Source organism: Kushneria pakistanensis, assembly GCF_014652795.1.
Classification (GTDB): domain Bacteria; phylum Pseudomonadota; class Gammaproteobacteria; order Pseudomonadales; family Halomonadaceae; genus Kushneria; species Kushneria pakistanensis.
Map to the genome: position 1 here is coordinate 634,546 of NZ_BMZM01000003.1, position 21,553 is coordinate 656,098.

19 protein-coding genes and 6 tRNA genes are annotated in these 21,553 nt (G+C 57.6%); 16 read left to right on the forward strand and 9 right to left on the reverse strand.

What is annotated here, in order from left to right:
* Positions 1-84: 84 nt before the first annotated feature.
* Complete coding sequence (gene rmf / locus IE123_RS13270; protein ID WP_189518970.1) at positions 85-294, reverse strand: ribosome modulation factor; 210 nt, start codon at positions 292-294, stop codon at positions 85-87.
* Between the two features lie 201 nt (positions 295-495).
* On the opposite strand from rmf, the gene rlmKL reads away from it, so the two are divergent.
* Positions 496-2,706, forward strand: a complete 2,211-nt coding sequence (gene rlmKL, locus IE123_RS13275; protein ID WP_189519180.1) for a bifunctional 23S rRNA (guanine(2069)-N(7))-methyltransferase RlmK/23S rRNA (guanine(2445)-N(2))-methyltransferase RlmL — start codon at positions 496-498, stop codon at positions 2,704-2,706.
* On the opposite strand, the gene IE123_RS13280 is transcribed toward rlmKL, so the two are convergent.
* Complete coding sequence (locus IE123_RS13280; RefSeq protein WP_189518972.1) at positions 2,703-2,984, reverse strand: hypothetical protein; 282 nt, start codon at positions 2,982-2,984, stop codon at positions 2,703-2,705. The two genes, rlmKL and IE123_RS13280, sit on opposite strands and share 4 nt — an antisense overlap.
* A 165-nt stretch (positions 2,985-3,149) precedes the next feature.
* Here IE123_RS13280 and pdxB point away from each other — a divergent pair, with 165 nt between their 5' ends.
* A complete protein-coding gene (pdxB, locus tag IE123_RS13285) occupies positions 3,150-4,304 on the forward strand; it encodes a 4-phosphoerythronate dehydrogenase PdxB (RefSeq protein ID WP_189518974.1) in 1,155 nt (384 codons plus the stop codon).
* 55 nt (positions 4,305-4,359) lie between these two features.
* Positions 4,360-5,058 (forward strand): GNAT family N-acetyltransferase, encoded by a 699-nt coding sequence (locus IE123_RS13290; protein WP_189518976.1) that lies wholly within the window; start codon positions 4,360-4,362, stop codon positions 5,056-5,058.
* Positions 5,059-5,240: 182 nt separating this feature from the next.
* Here IE123_RS13290 and htpX read toward each other — a convergent pair whose 3' ends face one another.
* The 5 genes from htpX to IE123_RS13315 all read right to left on the reverse strand — a co-directional run bounded on the left by htpX (position 5,241) and on the right by IE123_RS13315 (position 10,929).
* The gene (gene htpX, locus IE123_RS13295; protein WP_189518978.1) at positions 5,241-6,143 is read right to left on the reverse strand and encodes a protease HtpX; all 903 of its coding nucleotides are present in this window, start codon (positions 6,141-6,143) and stop codon (positions 5,241-5,243) included.
* A 134-nt stretch (positions 6,144-6,277) separates the two neighbouring features.
* Positions 6,278-7,498: a pyridoxal phosphate-dependent aminotransferase gene (locus IE123_RS13300; RefSeq protein ID WP_189518980.1), complete on the reverse strand. Its 1,221-nt coding sequence runs from the start codon at positions 7,496-7,498 to the stop codon at positions 6,278-6,280.
* Between the two features lie 169 nt (positions 7,499-7,667).
* Entirely contained in the window at positions 7,668-8,588 is a 921-nt protein-coding gene (ylqF, locus tag IE123_RS13305) for a ribosome biogenesis GTPase YlqF (RefSeq protein WP_189518982.1), read from the reverse strand.
* Between the two features lie 124 nt (positions 8,589-8,712).
* Positions 8,713-9,111 (reverse strand): peptide-methionine (R)-S-oxide reductase MsrB, encoded by a 399-nt coding sequence (gene msrB / locus IE123_RS13310; RefSeq protein ID WP_189518984.1) that lies wholly within the window; start codon positions 9,109-9,111, stop codon positions 8,713-8,715.
* Between the two features lie 162 nt (positions 9,112-9,273).
* On the reverse strand, positions 9,274-10,929 hold the full coding sequence (locus IE123_RS13315) for a gamma-glutamyltransferase family protein (protein ID WP_189518986.1): 1,656 nt from the start codon (positions 10,927-10,929) through the stop codon (positions 9,274-9,276).
* 287 nt (positions 10,930-11,216) lie between these two features.
* Between IE123_RS13315 and IE123_RS13320 the strand changes: the two genes are divergently transcribed.
* The 11 genes from IE123_RS13320 (at position 11,217) to IE123_RS13370 (ending at position 15,982) form a co-directional block, all read left to right on the forward strand.
* A tRNA-Glu gene (locus IE123_RS13320) sits at positions 11,217-11,292 on the forward strand.
* Positions 11,293-11,314: 22 nt separating this feature from the next.
* Positions 11,315-11,389 (forward strand) — tRNA-Gly (locus IE123_RS13325).
* A gap of 4 nt (positions 11,390-11,393) precedes the next feature.
* Positions 11,394-11,469 (forward strand) — tRNA-Glu (locus IE123_RS13330).
* A 17-nt stretch (positions 11,470-11,486) separates the two neighbouring features.
* Positions 11,487-11,561 (forward strand) — tRNA-Gly (locus IE123_RS13335).
* A gap of 147 nt (positions 11,562-11,708) precedes the next feature.
* Positions 11,709-11,784, forward strand: a tRNA-Glu gene (locus IE123_RS13340).
* Between the two features lie 330 nt (positions 11,785-12,114).
* Positions 12,115-13,065 (forward strand): ABC transporter ATP-binding protein, encoded by a 951-nt coding sequence (locus IE123_RS13345; protein ID WP_189518988.1) that lies wholly within the window; start codon positions 12,115-12,117, stop codon positions 13,063-13,065.
* Positions 13,065-13,838 (forward strand): ABC transporter permease, encoded by a 774-nt coding sequence (locus IE123_RS13350; RefSeq protein WP_189518990.1) that lies wholly within the window; start codon positions 13,065-13,067, stop codon positions 13,836-13,838. Before IE123_RS13345 ends, IE123_RS13350 begins: the two co-directional genes overlap by 1 nt.
* Entirely contained in the window at positions 13,839-14,663 is an 825-nt protein-coding gene (queF, locus tag IE123_RS13355) for an NADPH-dependent 7-cyano-7-deazaguanine reductase QueF (RefSeq protein WP_189518992.1), read from the forward strand.
* 14 nt (positions 14,664-14,677) lie between these two features.
* Positions 14,678-15,238 carry an NAD(P)H nitroreductase gene (locus tag IE123_RS13360; protein WP_189518994.1) on the forward strand — a complete coding sequence of 187 codons (561 nt, stop codon included), beginning with the start codon at positions 14,678-14,680 and terminating at the stop codon, positions 15,236-15,238.
* 82 nt (positions 15,239-15,320) lie between these two features.
* A tRNA-Ser gene (locus IE123_RS13365) sits at positions 15,321-15,408 on the forward strand.
* A 277-nt stretch (positions 15,409-15,685) separates the two neighbouring features.
* Complete coding sequence (locus tag IE123_RS13370) at positions 15,686-15,982, forward strand: hypothetical protein (RefSeq protein ID WP_189519186.1); 297 nt, start codon at positions 15,686-15,688, stop codon at positions 15,980-15,982.
* Positions 15,983-16,028: 46 nt separating this feature from the next.
* On the opposite strand, the gene acuI is transcribed toward IE123_RS13370, so the two are convergent.
* Positions 16,029-17,048 carry an acrylyl-CoA reductase (NADPH) gene (gene acuI, locus IE123_RS13375; RefSeq protein WP_189518996.1) on the reverse strand — a complete coding sequence of 340 codons (1,020 nt, stop codon included), beginning with the start codon at positions 17,046-17,048 and terminating at the stop codon, positions 16,029-16,031.
* A 597-nt stretch (positions 17,049-17,645) separates the two neighbouring features.
* A complete protein-coding gene (locus IE123_RS13380; protein ID WP_189518998.1) occupies positions 17,646-18,917 on the reverse strand; it encodes an acyltransferase family protein in 1,272 nt (423 codons plus the stop codon).
* A 350-nt stretch (positions 18,918-19,267) separates the two neighbouring features.
* Between IE123_RS13380 and gnd the strand changes: the two genes are divergently transcribed.
* Positions 19,268-20,263 (forward strand): phosphogluconate dehydrogenase (NAD(+)-dependent, decarboxylating), encoded by a 996-nt coding sequence (gnd, locus tag IE123_RS13385; protein WP_189519000.1) that lies wholly within the window; start codon positions 19,268-19,270, stop codon positions 20,261-20,263.
* A gap of 82 nt (positions 20,264-20,345) precedes the next feature.
* The gene (locus IE123_RS13390; RefSeq protein ID WP_189519002.1) at positions 20,346-21,527 is read left to right on the forward strand and encodes a BaiN/RdsA family NAD(P)/FAD-dependent oxidoreductase; all 1,182 of its coding nucleotides are present in this window, start codon (positions 20,346-20,348) and stop codon (positions 21,525-21,527) included.
* Positions 21,528-21,553: the final 26 nt, after the last annotated feature.

A 21,553-nucleotide genomic window follows, 5' to 3' on the forward strand; every position in this document is an offset into this window, starting at 1 on the left:
GGAAGGGTTTTATTCAAGACCGGGCACGTTGCCACGCACCCGGATGTCATGCCATACGATGAATTCAATGCTGCCGATGGAGGGTCAGTTCGCTGCCATCGGATTGACGTGCAGACCCGAGACCCCTGTCATACCGGACCATTGTGCTTCACGGCCTTCACGCCAGCCGCTCATCCAGGACTCGCGCATTTCGATACCCTGACTGGGACAGTCATCTCTGGAACGTCCGGTGACGCCGGCCTTGTAACCACTAACATAGGCTTTCTGGAAGGGATCACGTTTCTGTCTTTTCATTGGATAACCTCGCTTCACACAAATAGTGTTTCTTCCCGTGACAGTGGCAATGCCGCTACCACGAGGGTCGTAGGTTGACAGCGGTCGTGCAGTATTTCGTAGCTACCCTTATACCTTTACAGCAGCCGAGAGGCGCTGTCGAAAATCGTTTTCATCTAAGCAAATTGCTCATTAATCTTTTCAGGAATATGACACCGCATGATGCCTTCCAGCACTGAACATTCACCGGATACGGCTCATGAGGAGCTCTCCTTTCTGGCCACCTGTCCGCGCAGCATGGAAACCCTGCTGGCCGATGAGCTGACAGGGCTTGGCGCCAGGGTTGCGCGTACCAGTGTCTCAAGCGTCCATGGCAGTGCCAGCCGTGAAGTGCTTTACCGCCTGTGTCTTTGGTCACGCCTGGCCAATCGCATCATTCTGGTGGCCGGTCGTTTCGAGGATGTGGAGGATGCCCCGGCGCTGGTAGCAGCCTCCAACAGTATCGAGTGGGAGACAATGATCGCCCCCGGTGCCAGTCTGCGGGTCGATTTTCACGGTGAAAGTGCCCAGATTCGCCACACCCGTTTCGGGGCCCAGTGCGTCAAGGATGGCGTGGTGGATCGCTTTCAGGATCACGGTCTGGCGCGCCCGACCATCGACCCGGGCGCGGCGGATCTGCGCCTTTACGCGCATCTGCACCGGGGGCGGCTGGTGCTGGGAATCGACCTTTCCGGCGACAGCCTGCACCTGCGTGGCTATCGGCTGGAGGGCGCCAGTGCACCGCTTAAGGAGAACCTGGCCGCGGCACTGCTGGTACGTGCCGACTGGCCGGCGCGCGCAGCGAAAGGGGAAAGCCTTTTCGATCCGATGTGCGGCTCGGGGACCCTGCTGATCGAGGCCGCGCTGATGGCCTGTGATGTGGCCCCCAACCTGGCACGCGAGCGCTTTGGCTTTCACGGCTGGGTCGGGCATGACGAGACACAGTGGCAGGAAGTCCACGGCGAGGCTGCCCATCGAGCGCGCGTTGGCCTGCGTGAGTGCCGACTTTCAATCTGCGGTCGTGATCACAACCTGCGCGCGATGGAAGCGGCGCGTGCCAATGCCGGTCGTGCCGGTGTTAAATCACTGATCCAGATTGAGCATGCCGATGCGCTGTCAGCGCCTCCCGCGATGGCGCCGGGTCTTGTGATCACCAACCCGCCCTATGGGGAACGTCTGGGCGAACTGCCGGCGCTGATCAGTCTTTATCAAGGGCTGGGGGCGCTGTTGCGCGAGCATTTTGTCGGCTGGTCGGTAGCGCTTTTGACCGGTGACCCGAAGCTTGGCCACCGGCTGGGCATGAAGGCCCATCGTCAGTACGCCTTCAAAAACGGCAGTCTTGATACCAAACTTCTGCTGATCGATGTGCACGAGCGTGTGCGCTCGGAAAAGCCCGAGCAGGCGCCGAGCGCCACAAAGGGTAATGAAGAAGCTGGCGCCGTGACCCATTCCGCCGGCGCGCAGATGTTTGCCAACCGTCTCAGAAAAAACCAGAAACGTTTGTCAAAATGGCTCAAGCGCTCCGGGGTTGAATGCTACCGGCTTTACGATGCCGACATGCCCGAATACGCACTTGCCATCGATATTTATGGCGCCTGGGTGCACGTGCAGGAGTACGCAGCGCCACGCTCGATCGATGCTGATCAGGCCGAGCGCCGCCTGCTGGAGGCGATTGGCGTGCTGCCGGAAGTGCTCGGTGTCGCGGCGGATTATATCTTCCTGAAGCGGCGTGAACGCCAGTCGGGCCGGGCGCAATACGAGCGACGTGACAGCTCCGGGCAGCGTTTTCAGGTCAATGAAGGCAGTGCCAGACTCTGGGTCAACCTGCGCGACTATCTGGATACCGGACTGTTTCTCGATCATCGGCCCGTGCGCCGCTGGTTGTTTGAGAATGCTGCCGACAAGCGGGTGCTCAATCTGTTTTGCTATACCGCCACGGCCAGCGTTCAGGCTGCGCTGGGCGGGGCACGCGAGAGTCTGAGCATCGACATGTCCAATACCTATCTGGGCTGGGCCGAAGACAATTTCCGGCTCAATCGACTCGACATGTCACGTCATCGCCTGATGCGTGAGGACTGCATGGCCTGGCTTGAAAGAACGGGGCCGCAGTTTGATCTCATCTTCATGGACCCGCCGACGTTTTCCAATTCCAAGAAGATGGACAGCGTGCTGGATATTCAGCGCGACCATGCTCACATGATCGAGCGCGCCATGGCGCATCTGACACCGACAGGCACGCTGTTGTTCTCCAACAACCTGCGGCGTTTCCAGATGGATGAGAGCGTCAACGCACGCTTTGAGGTGAAGGCGCTGTCAAAACAGATGCTGGACCCCGATTTCGAGCGGCGCCCGGATATTCATCACGTCTATCAGATTCGTCACCGCATTGCCTAGCGGGCATCGAGCAGCGAGAGCTGACGTACGGCATCCCGGGCCTCCGGGGTGTCGTCGCTGGTTTCAAGCACGCGTGAAAAACCGCGCAGGCGCTGGATATGATCCACGTCGCTGACCCAGGTCATGGCCTGGGCGTAGTCTTCGGCCAGCGCGTGCTGAATCCCCCCGTAGGCGGTCCCGATCTGCCCCCAGGCGCGGACAAAGATCCAGTCGCCGAACATGTCCTGGTGAACATGCACCAGCACGTAGTCATGTTCGCTTTCCCAGCGGATGATCAAGACAGCGCTCCTGTGTAGTATGGAATACGAAGAAGGTAAGGGCAGTGACGCCGACAGGGCGCAGATTGTAACGGTCACGGACATTTCAACAAAGCAGGGCATACCGGCAGTTGTCTGAAGGCCGGTGCGTTATTCATTCATGGCAGTGCAGGTATCGATCGAATCATGCGTATTGTGGCAGATGAGAACATTCCGCTGGCCGAGGCCTTTTTCGCGGATTACGGCGAACTGGTACGGCTGCCCGGACGTGAGATGACCCGTGAGCAGGTGCGTGACGCCGATATCCTGCTGGTACGCTCGGTGACGCGTGTCAACGCCGAGCTGCTGGAAGGCTCGCGCGTGAAATTCGTGGGGACGGCGACCATCGGGCGTGATCACGTGGATCAGGACTGGCTGGCCAACCAGGGCATTGGTTTTGCCAGCGCGCCGGGCTGCAACGCCGACTCGGTAGGCGATTATGTGATCTCGACGCTTTTGCTCCTTGGCGAGCAGGATGGTGTGGCACTGACGGATCGCGTGGTTGGCGTTGTGGGCGCCGGCAATGTGGGTGGCCGACTGCTCGAGCGTCTTCGTTCGCTGGGCATTCGCTGTCTGGTCTGTGATCCACCGCGCGCCGAGCGGGAAGGCAATGAAGGCTTTATCAGCCTTGAGACGCTGATTGAGCAGGCCGATGTTGTCTGTGTGCATACGCCGCTGATTCGGGGTGGGGAGCATCCTACCCATCATCTCCTGAGCGAGCAGCATATCGAGGCGCTGCGCTCTGATCAGATCCTGATCAGTGCCGGGCGGGGTGATTGTGTGGATGGTCAGGCACTCAGGGCGCGCCTTGAGCGTGATCCTGATCTGCGCGTGGTGCTTGATGTGTGGGAAAACGAGCCTGATATCGATGAGGCGCTGTATCGGCTGGCCGCCATCGCCACCCCCCACATTGCCGGCTACAGCCTGGATGGCAAGCTGCGGGGAACTGAGATGCTGTATCAGGCCATGAGCCGTCATTTTGGTCTGCCGGTGCGCAAGCGACTGGGACAGCTCAAGCCGGAGAACTGGCTGCGCCGTATCGCCATCTCTCGTCGCGCGCCCCCACAGGAAGCGCTGCTGCTGTGTACGCGAACCTGCTATGACGTGCGCCGAGATGCGCTGCTGTTTGAGCGCTACCGGCGCCAGTACGGCATGGCAAAAGGGTTTGACCTGATGCGGCGGGAGTATCCGACACGCCGGGAGTTTTCGACACTGCGCGTGGAGCTCAAGCACAGTGCCGGTGCGGTCAGGGAAGTGCTGGAAAATGCCGGCTTTGCCATTCGCGCGCCACGCAAGTCATGACTGATTTGATTCACGCTGCGTTACACCACGCCTGATAGCAGCAGTTTAATGCCAGATGCCGGTTGATTCCGGCATTTCTGGTATTACGATGGCGTTCTCCCTCGCTTCGACAGACAGGTCCATGTCCCGAAATATTCAATACAGACCCGCTACTGCCGACGACTTTGCAGGCGTCGTCGATATCTTTATGACCAGCATGAATGTTGCCATTTTCACTGCGGTCACGGACCCGGAAGCACTTCGCCATATGGCCACGCTGTTTCTGGCAAAGGACTTTCAAAAGGCCAACTACATTCAGGTGGCAGAGGTCGATGAGACCCTTTGCGGCGTTTTGATCGGCACGACCGAGAAGGTCTCACAATCGGCCCTCGAGTTTAATGCCGAACCCTGGGTCGAAGCCTCTGAAGAAGCTCTAAAACGAACGGCGGCCGGGCGTCAGGTGCTGCACGATCTGGAGGGCAGTAGTGACCCCACCTTGATGCCAAAATCTACCGTTTTGTCTGACTGCGACAGCGAGCTGGTGTTTTTCAGCTCAGCACTTGGACATCGCCGCTGTGGTATAGGCTCGCAGCTGGTCAGGAACTTCGAGGCGTTTTTGAAGGCCTGTGGCGCCCGAAAGTATTATCTTTACTCCGATAGCCTATGCACGTATCAGTTTTACGATAACAACGGCTATCAGCGAGTGGAGCAAAAGCAAAATACGTTTGATCCCTGCATTGAGAACTACACCTATACCAAAAAGGTTAACGAATAACGCCCGGGTGATATGAGATCTTGGTGCTGCTGATAGTGTGTTTCTGATGCCGTGCGATGGTATGAATCATCGTGAGAGAATCAGCGCTGCTTAATAGATTGCAGCAGATGACGACAGCAAAAGGGGCTCGCCATGTGGCGAGCCCCTTTTATGGAATGCCGGGTGGTGTTTCCCGACTTCTGTTATTGCTGGTAGGCCGCTTTTTTCAGTGCCGCGATTCGATCATCCAGCGGCGGGTGGCTGGCAAAGAGCCTTTCCATGAGCTTGCGTGTCTGACCGGTCGTGATGGCAAAGGCCGTCAGGGAATCCGGCATCTGATCAGGCATGTTCTGCTGCGCCTTGAGGCGTGCCAGCGCATTGATCATGGCGCCACTGCCGGCAAGTCTTGCACCGGCTTCATCGGCGCGGTACTCACGATAGCGCGAGAACCAGGCGACGATAATGGAGGCGACCAGACCGAACACGATCTCCAGCACCATCACCACTGCAAAGTAACCCATGAAACCCAGACCGCCGCCCTCGTCATCACGACGCAGGAAGCTGTCCAGCACCTGGGCGACGATACGGGCAAAGAACATCACGAAGGTGTTGAGCACGCCCTGAATCAATGACAGGGTGACCATGTCACCGTTGGCCACGTGGCCGATCTCATGACCCAGAACGGCACGCACTTCCTCGGGACGCATCTGATTGAGAAGCCCGGCCGAGACGCATACCAGCGCGTCGTTCTTGTTCCAGCCGGTGGCAAAGGCGTTGGCCTGCTGCGCCGGAAAGATACCCACTTCAGGCATTTTGATACCGGCATCACGGGAAAGCTCGGCTACGGTGTCATAAAGCCACTGCTCGTTGGCATTGCTCGGGCGATCAATGATCTGGGCACGGGTGCTCATCTTTGCCATCTTCTTGGACAGCAGCAGCGATACCAGTGAGCCCGCCATGCCAAACACAAAGCAGAATATCAGCAGCGAAGTCAGGTTGAGCCCGCTGCCGGCAAGGTAACTCTCTACGCCCAACAGGCGCAGCGTAATGCTTGCCACCAGCACTACTGCCAGGTTGGTGGCAAGAAAGAGGACAATCCTCATCATGACCGGTGGTCTCCATAGGGGTGATACGTCAATCGGTAGCCCGTCCATCGGGACCGCAGGGGTCACCAACGACAGCCCTTAGATAAGTGCTGTCGCCGGGAGTTTCAATCGCGCCTTAAGAATCGTTTAGGTGATCAGGCCTGACGACGCCGCGCCAGAAAGCGCCCAAGACGCTCGATGGCATCTTCAAGCTGTTCCGCCCATGGCAGGGTCACGATGCGTAGATGATCGGGCGTCGGCCAGTTGAAGGCCGTGCCCTGTACCAGCAGCATCTTTTCCTCAAGCAGCAGATCCAGCACCAGCTGCTGGTCATCCCTGATGTCATACATCGCCGGGTCAAGGCGGGGGAACATGTAGAGCGCCCCGCGTGGCTTGACGCAGCTGACCCCGGGGATGGTGTTGAGTTTCTCCCAGGCAGCGTCACGCTGGGCCAGCAGGCGGCCGCCGGGCAGGATCAGGTCGTTGATCGATTGATAGCCACCCAGTGCGGTCTGGATGGCGTGCTGTGCCGGCACATTGGCACACAAGCGCATGGAGGCGAGCATGTCCAGTCCCTGAATGTAGTCACGGGCATGACGCTTTTCGCCCGAAACGATCATCCAGCCGGAGCGAAAGCCGGCGCAGCGATAGCTCTTGGAGAGCCCGTTCATGGTGATGATCAAAAGATCATCCGCCAGCGACGCCGTCGGGGTGTGGATGGCACCGTCGTAGAGGATCTTGTCATAGATCTCATCGGAAAAGACGATCAGGCCATGCTCGCGTGCGACCTGCAGCACGTTTTCGATCACCTGGGGTGAGTAAACGGCGCCGGTCGGGTTGTTGGGATTGATCAGGACGATTGCCTTGGTGCGAGCGGTGACCTTTTGACGAATATCCTCGATATTCGGCTCCCAGTCCTGATTCTCGTCGCAGAGATAGTGCACGGCCTGACCGCTGGCGAGATTGACGGCCGCCGTCCAGAGCGGATAGTCGGGGGCAGGGACCAGCACCTCGTCGCTGTCATCAAGCAGTGCCTGCATGGCCATGACGATCAGCTCGGAAACGCCATTGCCGACATAGATGTCTTCGATGCCCACGCCTTCCACGCGATTGCGCTGGCACTCCTGCATGATCGCCTTGCGGGCCGAATAGAGCCCCTTGGAATCGCAGTAGCCCTGGGCCGTGGGCAGATTGCGCATGACATCCTGCAGGATTTCTTCGGGCGCCTCAAAGCCAAAGGGCGCGGGGTTACCGATATTGAGCTTCAGGATGCGATGCCCCTCATCCTCGAGCCTTTTGGCGTGCTCAAGTACCGGACCGCGAATGTCATAGGAAACGTGGTCTAGCTTGTGGGATTTTCTGATCGGCGTGGTCATGCTGCTCAAGGGATCCGCTGAAATGAAAGGGAGACAGCCATCGATCGGGAAAGCGGCGTCCGACGTAGCTGCCATAACCATGAAAATGACGGACATCGCATGGATGCCTGTCATTTCAGCATACCGCGGCGTCTGCCCGTGATGCTATCGCCGTATCACGAGACTGACATCACTGCTCGGCAGGCGTGTCATCGTCGAGAAAGGTTTCGCCTTTGTTGAAGCGTTCACGCTCGGCACGCATGGCCTCGAGGCCTGCTTCATCGGGAATGTCGGCAGGTGTTTCCAGCGTGATGGGTCCCAGCTTGCCGCCGCGCAGATCCATCAGCAGCACCTCGGCACCACGATGCATGTCGACCTCGCCGCCGGCACGCAGGCCACCTCGACGCGTGGCAATCTCGCGCACGATGGATTCCCCGGTATCGCCGAAGGTTTCCAGCTTGTAGCGCGATCTGAGTGCCTCGGGGTAGCGCTCGGCCAGCGCCAGGGCTGCCACGGAGGCCACGTCGACATATTCAAGCGCGGTGTCGCGAATGGCGCCGCTGGCGGCCAGCCGATAGGCACTGTTTTGATCCTCGATACGCGGCCAGAGCACGCCGGGCGTGTCGGTAAGGGCAATGCGCTGGCCGATGCGGATCTTCTGCTGACGCTTGGTGACGGCCGGCTCATTGCCCGTTTTGGCAATTTTCTTGCCGGCAAGCGTGTTGATCAGCGTGGATTTGCCCACGTTGGGGATGCCCATCACCATGACGCGTACATCGCGGTCTTCACGAATATGACCGGCCAACTCATGGCAGAGCTTGTAGAGTGGCTTGAGCGCTCGGGTGTCGGTTGTGACCACTGCCATGGCGCGTACGTCAGGCTGGGCGTCAAAGTGTTCGATCCATTCCTGGGTTCTGGCGGGATCTGCCAGATCGGCACGAGACAGCAGTTTCAGCGAAGGCTTGTGACGAATGAGGCCGGCCAGCATGGGGTTGGCGCTGGAGTAGGGCAGGCGCGCATCCAGTACTTCAATGACCACATCAATTTCGGGCAGGGCTTCGCTGATCTGGCGTCTGGCCTTGTTCATATGCCCCGGGAACCAGCCCAGCATAAGTCTCTCCTGTTGCCATGCAGTTTGGCGGGCACACTGCGCGCACCGCGATCGTGGCCGCGCAGTGTACCCTGTCAGACGTCAATGCCGAAGCGGGCTGCAGGGTGATGATGATGCGACAGGTCTACTCGCCCTGATGAAAGGTCATGGCGACCGAGTTGATGCAGTAGCGAAGCCCGGTCGTATCACGCGGGCCATCCGGAAAGACATGGCCCAGATGGGCATCACAGCGACGGCAGGTCACCTCGATGCGGCGCATGCCGTGGCTTTCATCGACATGTTCTTCCAGAGCTGCATCGGCCAGCGGTCGATCAAAGCTTGGCCAGCCGCAGTGAGACTCGAACTTGTGCTCGTTTTCAAACAGCGGCGCGTTGCAGCAGACGCAGTGATAAACCCCCTGGACGGGCTCTACCTGATAGTCACCGGTATAGGGGCGCTCGGTGCCCGCCTGGCGAGTCACGCGATACTGCTCATCGGTAAGCGCTTCGCGCCATTCACTGTCGCTTTTATGTACCTTTTTCATGAAGTCCTCCTCGGTCCCTGTTCATGCCGGTCAGTCATGCCAGCTCTGCGGTGGCGGTGGCGCGGACAGGCAGGCATCCTAGCAGGATAGGACGAACCATGCCTGTCCGTGAGGGTGACATGATCAGGGCGAGGCGGCTACAGCGCTGCGCTGACGTTTCGCCTACAGGCTCGCAGCGCCGCCATCACTTCGTGGATCGTGGGCGCTTTCCAGCAGGCCATCCGGGTGGTGCACGATGGCGCCGGCGTGTCCCATGGTATCGGTAAAGGTCTCGGGCAGGACTTCCACGTCGTGACCGGCCTGACTGAGCGCATCCACCAGGGGCGTGTAGACCCGTGATTCCAGCTTCAGGTTGGTGCTGTTCTCTCCCCAGGTCCGCCCCAGTAGCCAGCGCGGTGCCGCAATGGCCTGCTGCAGGGGCATGTTATGCATGGCGTAGCGAGAGTAAATGGCCGCCTGGGTCTGCGGCTGGCCTTCACCGCCCATGGTGCCATACACCATGGTGCGTCCGTCTTTGAAGCGCGCCAGCGCCGGGTTAAGGGTATGAAACGGTTTGCGTCCCGGGGCAAGGCTTCGAAGGTCTTCAGGATCCAGCGAGAAGCTGATGCCCCGGTTTTGCCACAGCACGCCGCTTTCAGGCAGCACCACGCCGCTGCCGAACTCCCAGTAAAGGCTTTGAATAAAGCTCACCGCGCGGCCTTCGCTGTCTACCGTACCCATCCAGATGGTATCTCCCGGTTCAGGAGTGTGCGGCCAGGCCATGGCCTTTTGCGGGTCAATGGCCGCGGCTTCCTGATCAAGCCGCTCAGCACTTAGAAGCGTCTGGAGGTTTGTCGTCATGCGCTCGGGATGGGTGATGTAGCGATCACGCAGCAAAAAGGCGCGTTTGGTGGATTCAATCAATCCGTGCAGATGCGCAAAGCCTTCGCCGCTGTCGACATTGAGCCGGTCATAGAGGGCCAGGATCATCAGTGAGGCCATGCCCTGGGTAGGGGCGGGCAGGTTATAGAGGGTGGCGTCCTTTAGCGCTACCTCAAGAGGGGCCACGACCTGTGCCTGATAATTATGAAAGTCCTGTAGACGCAGGGGGCTGCCCAGCGATTCAAGATCCCTTGCCATGCTTTGGGCCAGCTCGCCGCGGTAGAAATCATCAAGTCCGGCGCTGGCAAGACGACGCAGTGTGGTAGCCAGACGCGGCTGGCGCAGGCGCTGGCCTTCACGTGGTATTTCGCCATCAAGCAAAAAGGATGCATTGAATCCGGGGCTTTGTGACAGGCGCTCGATATGCTGGCGTGTCAGTGCTTCCTGACTCCTGGATACGGCGATGCCCTGTTCACCGTAGCGAATGGCGTCATCCAGAATGGTGCTCAGAGGTAGAGGCGTGCCCCAGTCTGCACCAATATCGAGCGCCTTCTGCCAGCCGCTAACGGTACCGGCCATGGTCAGGGCAGATGTCGGGCCACGTTCCGGGATACTTGAACGGCCGGCATAGAAATCGGTCGTAGCCAGCTGTGCTGCGCTGCCACAGGCATCGATGGCAACCGGTGTCTTGCCGGGCTCATGAATCAGCCAGAAGCCATCGCCGCCCAGCGCATTCATGTGAGGGTAGGCCACCGCGATGGCGGCTGCCGCTGCTACCATGGCCTCGATCGCATTGCCGCCCTGTTTGAGAACATCGCGTCCGGCACTGGCCGCCAGATGGTGCGGTGCGACACAGCTGCCGCCGCCGTAGCTTCGTTGCGTATTGAAGGCGGCATCGGGCTGAAAGGCTGTGGTGGCCTGGTCGTTCTGATCCTCCTGTGGCCGGGCATGAGCCATATGAGGCAGTCCCAGGGCAAGACCTGCCGTGGTGGATACTGCTGTAGCACTTAAAAATCTGCGACGTGTAAATGGCATCAGGCACCCGTGATTCATGAATGAACATTACTGGATGCAAAAAACGCGCCATATATCAGTCTTGTAGGGCTGTATGTTACTCAGGGGGATGGTCTTGCACCTTCATGAGGGCAGAATCAAAAAAGTGATCTTCATTTGCAGTCACATGCTTGACACGATTTCGGTGCATGGGTAATATGCGCGCCACTCGGTGAGGCGAACCGGACTACGTCCCATTCGTCTAGTGGTCCAGGACACCGCCCTTTCACGGCGGTAACAGGGGTTCGAACCCCCTATGGGACGCCACTTCGCTTCATTGATGACCGGTGCGGGAATAGCTCAGTGGTAGAGCATCGCCTTGCCAAGGCGAGGGTCGGGAGTTCGAATCTCCTTTCCCGCTCCAATGCGTCCCATTCGTCTAGTGGTCCAGGACACCGCCCTTTCACGGCGGTAACAGGGGTTCGAACCCCCTATGGGACGCCACTTCATCTTGTCGATATGCGGGAATAGCTCAGTGGTAGAGCATCGCCTTGCCAAGGCGAGGGTCGGGAGTTCGAATCTCCTTTCCCGCTCCAATTTGGTAGCGCAAGTCAGGTAGCATGGGTCGTGAGCTGGAACGCCAGCGCGGTCGATCTCCTTTCCCGCTCCAGTTCGACAGCTTGCTCAGGGTACAGGATTTAGCGGGGTTCCCGTTGGATCGATCATGTTACCTGCTCCAGTGTGTCCCATTCGTCTAGTGGTCCAGGACACCGCCCTTTCACGGCGGTAACAGGGGTTCGAACCCCCTATGGGACGCCATCTTTCCTGTTTCCCTCATACCATGCTTGTCATGTTGGCATGCCACATGGGCCACTGTATGCCCATGAATTCGCGTGTCTGGCATCTGCTTTTTTGTAGCTGAACAGTGCTGTCCCCCGTGTGTTCGACTATCATTGCTGCCTGGCAATACGCATCCCTGTCAGTGTTTCGTAACGGCGCTTCGACACAAGATGCTTTCATTTCAACGCCCTGGTGTCGGGCGTCTTCCCATCGCCGCCTTTTTCTGCCCTGTTATCACCGGGGTGAGGTAGCTCGCCTTCTGATGCGTGCATTTGCGGCGATATTTCCGATCGTCATGGAGTTTTGACTGTGCATGCTGCCCTCTCCATAAGAGGCCTGACCAAGGTTTACGACAACAGTTTTCATGCCCTCAAGGGTATCGATCTCGAAGTCCCGCAGGGAGATTTCTTTGCACTGCTGGGGCCCAACGGGGCCGGCAAGTCCACAACGCTGGGTGTAGTCAGTTCGCTGGTAAGAAAGACATCAGGTGACGTCTCGATTTACGGCATCGACGTTGATCGTGATTTTGCCCGTGCGCGCTATCATCTCGGCGTGGTGCCTCAGGAGTTCAACTTCAATCAGTTTGAAAAGGTTGAAGATATTGTGCTGACCCAGGCCGGCTACTACGGTATCCCACGCCGTCAGGCCATGGATCGTGCCCATCAGCTGCTGGAAGATCTCGGGCTCTGGGACAAGCGCCATGATGCCGCGCGCATGCTTTCCGGTGGCATGAAGCGACGCCTGATGATTGCGCGTGCCCTGATCCATCGCCCGCGACTTCTGATTCTCGATGAGCCCACTGCCGGCGTGGATATCGAGCTGCGCCGCAGCATGTGGGAATACATGAAGCGCATCAATGAGCAGGAAGGCACCACCATCATTCTGACCACGCATTATCTGGAAGAGGCTGAAAGTCTGTGTCGCAATATCGCCATCATCAATCACGGTGAAATTGTGCATAACACCAGCATGCGGGATCTGCTGGGGCAGCTCACTCGGGAAACCTTTGTACTGGATCTGGCAGCACCGGTAGCGCAGTGTCCGGTCATTGAGGGGTTCGATGTGGAAAGACTTGATGAACGCCAGCTGTCACTGTCCATCGACAAGGGACAGCACATCAATGACGCCTTTGCCCGCCTGAGTGAGCAACACATAGAAGTGCTGTCGATGCGCAACCGTGCCAACCGGCTGGAGGAGCTGTTCGTGCGCATGGTGGAAGGCAGCAACAATACAGAAGGGCAGCAGGGGGGGATTCGCTGATGAACGCTCAACAGATGGCGATCGCGTTATGGACCATCGTGCGCAGCGAAATTCGCCGCTTCATGCGTATATGGCCGCAGACCCTTTTGCCGCCGTCCATTACCATGACCATGTATTTCATCATCTTCGGCAACCTGATTGGCTCGCGTGTCGGCCAGATGGATGGCGTGGACTACATGGACTATATCGTGCCCGGACTGGTCATGATGTCGATCATTACCAATAGCTACTCCAACGTGGCCTCCTCGTTTTTTGGCAGCAAGTTTCAGCGTAGCGTTGAAGAGATGATCATCTCGCCCATGCCCAACTGGCTGGTCCTGACAGGCTTTGTCATTGGCGGTTCTGCGCGTGGGTTGGCAGTAGGCATCATCGTGACGACTGTATCGCTCTTTTTTACCGATCTTGATATTCAGCATCCCATTCTGACAGTGCTGGTCGTGATCATGACCGCCGTACTCTTTTCCATTGGCGGCTTTATCAACGCGCTGCTGGGCAAGAAGTTTGATGATATCTCGATCGTGCCCATCTTCGTGCTTACACCGCTGACTTATCTGGGGGGCGTGTTCTATTCGATTCACATGCTGCCCGAGTTCTGGCAGAAGGTTTCCTTGATCAACCCGATTCTGTATATGGTCAACACCTTCCGATACGGTATTCTTGGCGTTTCCGATATCAATGTTGGCGTAGCAGTCGGGGCAATTGCGGTCTTTATCGTAATTTTCTTTATCGTGGCCATGTGGCTGCTGCGCCGTGGCAAGGGGCTACGTAGCTGAATGAGCGACGACCTGAAAGATGCGCCACTGGGACAGACCAGTGCCTACATCACCGAGTATGACCCGTCACTGCTTTATCCCATCGCGCGTAGTGCCAACCGGGCGTCGCTGGATCTTGACGAGGATGATCTGCCCTTTGAGGGTGAAGACGAGTGGCAGGCCTTTGAGCTGTCGTGGCTGACGCCTACCGGCAAGCCCGTGGTGGCCATTGCGCGCTTTCGGGTGCCTGCCAGTTCGAGTTTTCTGATCGAATCCAAGTCGTGGAAGCTTTATCTCAACAGCTTCAACCAGACCCGGTTTGCCTCCTCGGTTGAAGTGCGCCGGGTGCTTCGGCAGGATCTGTCGCGTGTGGTGGATGCCGAAGTGGAAGTCACGCTGTTTGGCGTGGATGACATAGCATTGGCGCCCGGACGTCTGCCTGGCATCTGTCTTGATGATCTGGACGTGGAGGTTGATACCTATCAGCCCGACCCGGAGCTCATCATTACCGACAGCGATATCATTGAAGAGACCGTGCACTCGCACCTGCTCAAGTCCAACTGTCCGGTCACCGGTCAGCCGGACTGGGGCAGCGTGTTGATCCGCTACCGGGGGCCGGCACTGGATCACCACGCACTGCTGGCCTATATCATCTCCTTTCGCGAGCATCAGGAGTTTCATGAGCACTGCGTCGAGCGCATGTTCATGGACATTCTGCGTGAGGCCGAACCGGATCAGCTGCTGGTCATGGCGCGCTACGTGCGCCGCGGCGGGCTGGATATCAGCCCCTGGCGGGCGCTGCCCGGCGAGACACCCATCAAGACAATGCGTCTGATGCGCCAGTGAAGCGGGAGCTAGACATGGATGCCATGGCATTGCTGCTGGATCGTCAGTCACACGGCAAGCTGGAGGCGCCTGCCCCCTCGGCAGAGCAGATGGAGATGATCTATCGCGCCGCGCTGCGGGCGCCGGATCATGGCGAGCTGCGTCCCTGGCGTTTTATCGAGTACAGCGGGCAGGGGCGAGAGACACTTGGGGAAATATTCGCTGGTGCCGAGCTCGAGGATAACCCTGACGTCAGTGATAAAACGCTTGAAAAGGCGCGCGGCAAGCCACTGCGTGCTCCTTTTGTGATTGCCGTCATAGCCGCAGTAAAAGCCGATAAAAAGGTGCCGCGTATCGAGCAGGTCGTGTCGGCCGGCTGCGCTGCCCATGCCATGTTGTATGCCGCGCACGCACAGGGACTGGGCGCCATGTGGCGCACCGGTGATGTTGTCTATCATCAGCACGTGCGAAAGGCACTGCGGCTCGAGCATGATGATGAGCTGGTGGGCTTTTTATATCTGGGGCACTGCGCCCGCGGTGACCGCGACATCAGAACGCTTGACCCCGCCGACTTTATCGAGCGTGTCGAGGGCTGAGGTCATCAGTGCTTGCAATTAACGGGCCATCATGTCAGGATGTGCGCCGTTCTCGCAGACAAGTCTGCGCGGATGACAATGCGGAGGGGTGTCCGAGTGGTCGAAGGAGCACGCCTGGAAAGTGTGTAAGTCGCAAGGCTTCGAGGGTTCGAATCCCTCCCCCTCCGCCACGAATTCAGAATCAGCCGGCTCTCGAGCCGGCTTTTTCATGTCTAAAAATGGCGTGAGGCAACAGGTGATTCCCGGCTCGCAATGAAGGGCAGGGCGCTCTGATCAGCAATCGGTCAATGCTTCGCTTCAAAATGCAAAGGGGAATCAGGCCAATGTCTGGTTTTCCTTTCTCGTTTTTTATGGGCATTCGTTCGATGCCGATAGTGCAACAAAGCCATCTTTCCTGTGGGGCGTTTCGGGTCCATGCTTGATGCTGGAATCACATCAGGAGAGACCATGCGCTATTACTTCAATTACCAGTATCTTCCCAAAGGCGCTGAGCAGCCTGTCGACACGGGCGACGCTGTCCGTATTACCGATGAGCAGACAGCAAAGCCGCCGACGCTGCCTGACGTAGGCGATTATGTACAAATCAATTATTTCAGGGCGGAGGATGAAATCCTCTCGGGCAGGGTGAAAAGTCGTCTCTTTAGATACCTGGTAAGCGATGAAGACCCCGACCTTCATCAGTGTTTGGTCAATATTGTTGTTGAAGAGACGGACGATGATTGGGGAAAGCTCATAAAGGAATAGTCTTTCATGAGACTTCCGGGCGTTCAGTGACTCGCTGAGCGCTTTTTTATGGTTCGGCGTCTGCTCTGTTTCCAGCGGCCTGGCCGTTGACATTGACCACCAGTCGCCCGCGAATCCTGCCAGATAAAAGCTCATCTGCGGCATCGATGGTCTCGGAGAGCGTCACTTCTCTGGTCATGGTGTCGAGCATGTCGGTATCGACTTCCTGCGCCAGCCTTGTCCAGGCCTCCCGGCGCTGCGCCTGCGGTCTTGTCACGCTATTGATACCCAGAAGGGTTACTCCTCTCAGGATGAACGGCGCTACGGTACCCGGAAAATTTAGTCCCTGAGCCAGGCCGCAGGCGGCCACCAGGCCATCTTCCCGGGTATGAGCACAGGCATTGGCCAGCGTATGGCTGCCTACCGAATCGATGACGCCGGCCCAGCGTGTCTTTCCCAGTGGTCGGCCCTGACTGGCCAGTTCATCACGGTGAATAATCTCCGAGGCACCCAGCGCCTTGAGATAATGCTGCTCTTCAGGTCGGCCAGTCGCGGCAATGACGCGATAGCCGCTTCGTGCCAGAAACATGATGGCAAAAGAGCCCACGCCGCCGCTGGCACCGGTCACTAGCACATCGCCCTTGTGGGGTGTCAGACCATGGCGTTCAAGCGTCATGAGGCTCAGCATGGCCGTATAGCCGGCCGTGCCGATCGACATGGCCTGTCTTGCATTCAGGTTTTCGGGTAAGGGTGTCAGCCACTGTGATGACAGCCGTGCCTTCTGCGCCAGCCCGCCCCAGTGGCTTTCGCCGACCCCCCAGCCATTGACCAGCACACGATCACCGGGAGACCAGTCTGCGCTGTCGCTGTGTTCCACCACGCCTGCAAGGTCAATGCCCGGCACCATTGGAAAATGGCGCACGATCGATCCCTTGCCCGTGATGGCAAGCGCGTCCTTGTAATTGAGCGTGCTCCAGTCGATACGCACCTGCACATCGCCCTCGGGAAGTGCCTCGGGGGCCATTTCAGTGAGCGCTGTATCCATTGATTGATCTTCTGCCCTGCGTATCAAGATGGCATTGAACATCGATCTCTCCTTTATGGGATGCCTGAAACCGGAGCAAATTGTTGTGCGAACATGAGAATACGGCTCTCACACCATGTGCCTGTCGCCGACTGGCATTCAGAGCGTACCATCGTGAGAAGCGGTGGGTGCTGCAAGCATCGCCTTTTGGCTTTGAAAACAACAGACGTGGTTATTGGTTATGGCCGGCATTCCCCCTCTGGAGAATGCCATGAGTGTGGCAGATGAGATTGATGGTGAGCAGGCCCTTCGAAGGTAACGCTTTGTATGTCTTTGACGTATATCAAATACTGCTAAAGCAAATATCGGACACTGAGTGGTGAGCAGGAAGCTCGGACGGTCACGGAAAACCTTCTGCACAGGGATGTGCTCACTTTCATGCCTGATCATGTGTAATCGCCACGCATTGGCTTTTTCAGACATAAAAAAAGGCCGGCTGCGAGGGGTGCGTGGCCGGCCTGAAATTTCGTTACGGCTATTCGCCGCTAACGTGATCGCTATTGTTACATAAAATGTTTCTTTGAGTAACTTAAAGTTTACTTCAGAGCCTGCTCTGATATGTGCCTATCCTGCCTCGTATTTTCTCCCATGGTGGCCCGATCAAACCCGGCCATGAAACAGGTCGGAGTGGCTGCGTCGAGGCTTGTTCAGGAGTCGTTCCTGGATGGCCGTTCGCGTGCGGTTGACCAGCTGCTCCTGAAAAAGTACGCAGACGATCACGACGCCGGCCAGGAAGAGCGGATACATCCAGAGCTCCCGTGTTTGTTCACCTGCCAGATTCAACAGGGACGTTACTGAAACAGGCGCCTGTGTTGTCAGCATCTCGATCGCGCCCAGGATCAACTTTTCAATTTTTGAAGAGATCATGTTGAGTGGGGTATGCAGGGCGAAGATGGACAGCGAGGCCACGCCCAGGCGTGTGGCAAGCCTTGCCTGCGCTGTATCACTTGCCGGCTGAAACCAGGCGCACATTAGAACCAGCAGCAGCTGGGAGGGCAGCAGCAGGCCGTTATGCAGCAGGTAATACCAGCCACCGCGAACTTCAGCATGGATCCAGGCGCTCAAGGCGAAACAACCCACGATGAAGGCCAGCGAGGCAATCGTGCCACGTGTGCTGAAAAGCGCTGCCATCAGCAGTTTGTGGCGCAGATAGACCTGATGCAGTACCACGCCTGCCAGAAACTCTGGCAAACGAAGCAATGGGTTACGATGCATGATGCCATGTGCCACTACATTGTCATTGGTACCTGTGAGAAACATGTATAGCGCCGGCAGGGCATAGATAAGCCCAATGGCGACAAGGGCCAGCAGGGGGCGGCGCACGCGTGCCAGTGCCGGCCCAATGAAGGGGAATACGAGGTAAAAGAAAAACAGGGCTGACAACGACCAGGTGGCAAAGTTGAAGGTGGTATAAAACGGGCTCCATGCGTGCAGTAGGCTGACATGCAGCAGGAGGTTGCTCACAAAGCCACTCATGCCGAGCATGTGAGAGGCCATGCTGCCGCCTTCTGCCCAGTCGTTGGTATTGGGAGTGACCGTAATCTGCGACATGCTGCCTGCATTAATCACGACCAGCGGCAGGACAATGATCAGCGCCAGAATATGGATGGGGTACAGCGAGGCAAAGCGTTTGATCCAGAAGCGCTTGTAGTTGAGATCGCGCCCTTCGTTTCTGCCGATATAAACATGGGCCAACAAAAAGCCGGACAGCACGAAAAAGGTGCTCGTGGAATAAAAGCCCAGACTCATGCTGCTATAAATCCACTGCACGGCTCTGATATCGCCATATTCCTTGAGTGTGTGAAAAAGCACCAGGTAGATCGCCAGCGCGAAACGCAGCCAGTCCAGAGCAATAAATTTTTCCCGAGGCATATAACATTCCCTGTTGGGCTTATGAGGACGGGGAGTCTGCGAGAATGTTACTTAATGATGTTTTAAGTCATTTATCGTAACTCTCAAAGAGCCACGTTAACCGATAGCCTGACGTATATGAACGATTGCTCTGTGCCATGTTGATCGTATGGTGGCGGGCCTTAAGGCTGATATAAAAGGCTCAGCATATCGGCATAATGGCAGGAGGGTTCATAGCGTCCTGCTATCAGGATCCGCGGGTGACCAGTTGTGGCAAGAGGCAGGAAACAGGCACCTTTGTTAGACTCCTTGTCACGATAGTGACGTAGTCGGGCCTGCGGCCTGATTGGCAACGAGACGGGAGCGCGACAGTGAAACTAGGAATTGTTGGTCTTGGCAGAATGGGTGGCAATATTGCACGCCGTCTGATGGACGCCGGTCACGAATGCACCGTGTTCGATACCAGCGACAAGGCAAGAGAGGCGCTGCAGCAGGACGGCGCTGAAAGCGCAGACTCGTTGCAGGCGCTGGTGGAAGGACTGCCCGCGCCGCGCAGCATCTGGTTGATGCTGCCGGCAGGAGATATTACCGAAACCACTATCAGTCAGCTGTCTGACATGCTTGAGCCGGGCGATACCTTGATCGAGGGCGGCAATGCCTTTTTCAAGGACGATGTGCGTCGCGCTCGCGAACTTCGTCAAAAGGATCTGCATTACGTCGATGTTGGCGTTTCCGGCGGTGTCTGGGGGCGTGAGCGTGGTTATTGCCTGATGATCGGTGGTGAGAAGGAGATCGTTGAAGGGCTTGATCCCATCTTTGCAACCCTGGCGCCGGGTGCCGGCGATATCGACAAGACCCCCGGGCGAGAAGCCGAGCGCTTTGATCCTCGTGCTGAAGTGGGCTATCTACACTGCGGTCCGGTAGGTTCCGGTCACTTCGTCAAGATGGTTCATAACGGTATCGAATACGGCATGATGCAGGCTTATGCCGAAGGCTTTGATATCCTCAAGAACCGCAACCTCGAGACCCTGCCTGAAGATGAGCGTTATGATCTTGATCTGGCCGATATAGCCGAGCTGTGGCGTCGCGGCAGCGTCATCTCTTCCTGGCTGTTGGATCTGACCTCGATTGCCCTGTCTGAAGATCATGACCTGGAACAGTACACCGGCAAGGTCAATGATTCCGGCGAAGGCCGCTGGACGATCGAGGCGGCGATCGAAGAAGCCGTACCTGCCAGCGTGTTGACCAGCGCGCTCTTTACGCGGTTTCGTTCGCGAAGCGATAATACCTACGGTGAGAAGCTGTTGTCTGCCATGCGCCAGCAGTTCGGTGGTCACGTGGAAACGCCCATGTCACCCACCAAATAAATCTGGCACGTATTTAACGAAGAGGGGCCGCTTTTGCGGCCCCTTTCTCTTTTTTGATCTAAAACGGGAATCTAAAAAGCGAATGAATCACTGGGATGTAGTGATCATCGGTGCCGGCGCCGCAGGCATGATGTGCGCTCTTCAGGCAGGTTATCGCGGCAAGAGCGTATTGTTGCTCGATCACGTCAAACGCCCCGGCAAGAAAATTCTGATGTCAGGTGGCGGGCGGTGCAATTTCACCAATATGGCCACCGCCCCAGGCCATTTTTTCTCGCGTAACCCGCATTTCACCATTTCAGCGCTCAAACGCTACACGCCAGGTGATTTTGTGGACATGGTAGAGCGTCACGGTATAGAACCCGTCGAAAAGGCGCCCGGCCAGCTGTTCTGTGCTGATTCAAGTCAGCCCATCGTGGATATGCTTTTAACCGAGTGTCAGTGGGCCGGCGTAGAACTCAGACTGTCTACTGCCATTGAGCACGTCGATGTCAATGAGGCAGGGGTGCAACTGTCGACTTCCAATGGGCAAGTGCTGGCTGACAAGCTGGTCGTCGCCACCGGCGGTCTTTCCATTCCAACGCTTGGGGCTACCGGATTTGCCTATGATATTGCCCGCCAGTATGGTCTTGACGTCGTAACACCTCGACCGGCGCTGGTACCGTTTACCCTGGATGTGCCATGGAAGGAGCGCATGGCAGCACTGTCGGGTGTATCGGCATCGACCATCGTGCAATGCGGCGACGGTCGCTATCGGGATGCGACATTGCTGACCCATCGCGGGCTTTCGGGTCCGGCCATCCTGCAGGCGTCAAGTCACTGGCAGGGGGGAGAAGAGGTCCGTATCAACTGGCTGCCTGAGGTGGACGACCTGTCTGCAACGCTCAAGGGTGTACGCCAGGACGCGCCCAAAAGAACGCTTGGCGGCTGGCTGGGTGAACACCTGCCCAAAAGACTGGCGCAGGCGCTGGAAGAATGGCTGGGACTTTCCGGCATTATGGCGGATTACAGTAATCAAAAGCTTGATGCGCTTGCCAGGCAGATCACGGATTTTACGATCAAGCCGGCAGGAACGGAAGGGTGGCGTACGGCAGAGGTCACCATGGGGGGGATCGATACCCGGGCCATTTCGTCAAAGAGCTTTGCCGTCAATGACCGGCCAAGGCTGCACTTTATCGGGGAGGCGCTTGATGTCACCGGGCAGCTGGGAGGATTCAACTTTCAATGGGCTTGGGCTTCAGGATATGCCTGTGCGCAGGCGCTTTAATACCTGCGCACAGGAAAAGGGCACCT

Excerpts from the sequence above, each read along its gene's own strand:
- rmf (WP_189518970.1), bottom strand. The coding sequence starts at position 294 with ATGAAAAGACAGAAACGTGATCCCTTCCAGAAAGCCTATGTTAGTGGT.
- rlmKL (WP_189519180.1), top strand. The coding sequence starts at position 496 with ATGCCTTCCAGCACTGAACATTCACCGGATACGGCTCATGAGGAGCTC.
- ylqF (WP_189518982.1), bottom strand. The coding sequence starts at position 8,588 with ATGCTGGGCTGGTTCCCGGGGCATATGAACAAGGCCAGACGCCAGATC.
- IE123_RS13315 (WP_189518986.1), bottom strand. The coding sequence starts at position 10,929 with ATGGCTCATGCCCGGCCACAGGAGGATCAGAACGACCAGGCCACCACA.
- acuI (WP_189518996.1), bottom strand. The coding sequence starts at position 17,048 with ATGTTCAATGCCATCTTGATACGCAGGGCAGAAGATCAATCAATGGAT.
- IE123_RS13390 (WP_189519002.1), top strand. The coding sequence starts at position 20,346 with ATGAATCACTGGGATGTAGTGATCATCGGTGCCGGCGCCGCAGGCATG.
- IE123_RS13300 (WP_189518980.1), bottom strand. The coding sequence starts at position 7,498 with ATGACCACGCCGATCAGAAAATCCCACAAGCTAGACCACGTTTCCTAT.
- IE123_RS13350 (WP_189518990.1), top strand. The coding sequence starts at position 13,065 with ATGAACGCTCAACAGATGGCGATCGCGTTATGGACCATCGTGCGCAGC.
- pdxB (WP_189518974.1), top strand. The coding sequence starts at position 3,150 with ATGCGTATTGTGGCAGATGAGAACATTCCGCTGGCCGAGGCCTTTTTC.
- queF (WP_189518992.1), top strand. The coding sequence starts at position 13,839 with ATGAGCGACGACCTGAAAGATGCGCCACTGGGACAGACCAGTGCCTAC.
- msrB (WP_189518984.1), bottom strand. The coding sequence starts at position 9,111 with ATGAAAAAGGTACATAAAAGCGACAGTGAATGGCGCGAAGCGCTTACC.
- htpX (WP_189518978.1), bottom strand. The coding sequence starts at position 6,143 with ATGATGAGGATTGTCCTCTTTCTTGCCACCAACCTGGCAGTAGTGCTG.
- IE123_RS13290 (WP_189518976.1), top strand. The coding sequence starts at position 4,360 with ATGCCGGTTGATTCCGGCATTTCTGGTATTACGATGGCGTTCTCCCTC.
- IE123_RS13370 (WP_189519186.1), top strand. The coding sequence starts at position 15,686 with ATGCGCTATTACTTCAATTACCAGTATCTTCCCAAAGGCGCTGAGCAG.
- IE123_RS13380 (WP_189518998.1), bottom strand. The coding sequence starts at position 18,917 with ATGCCTCGGGAAAAATTTATTGCTCTGGACTGGCTGCGTTTCGCGCTG.
- IE123_RS13360 (WP_189518994.1), top strand. The coding sequence starts at position 14,678 with ATGGATGCCATGGCATTGCTGCTGGATCGTCAGTCACACGGCAAGCTG.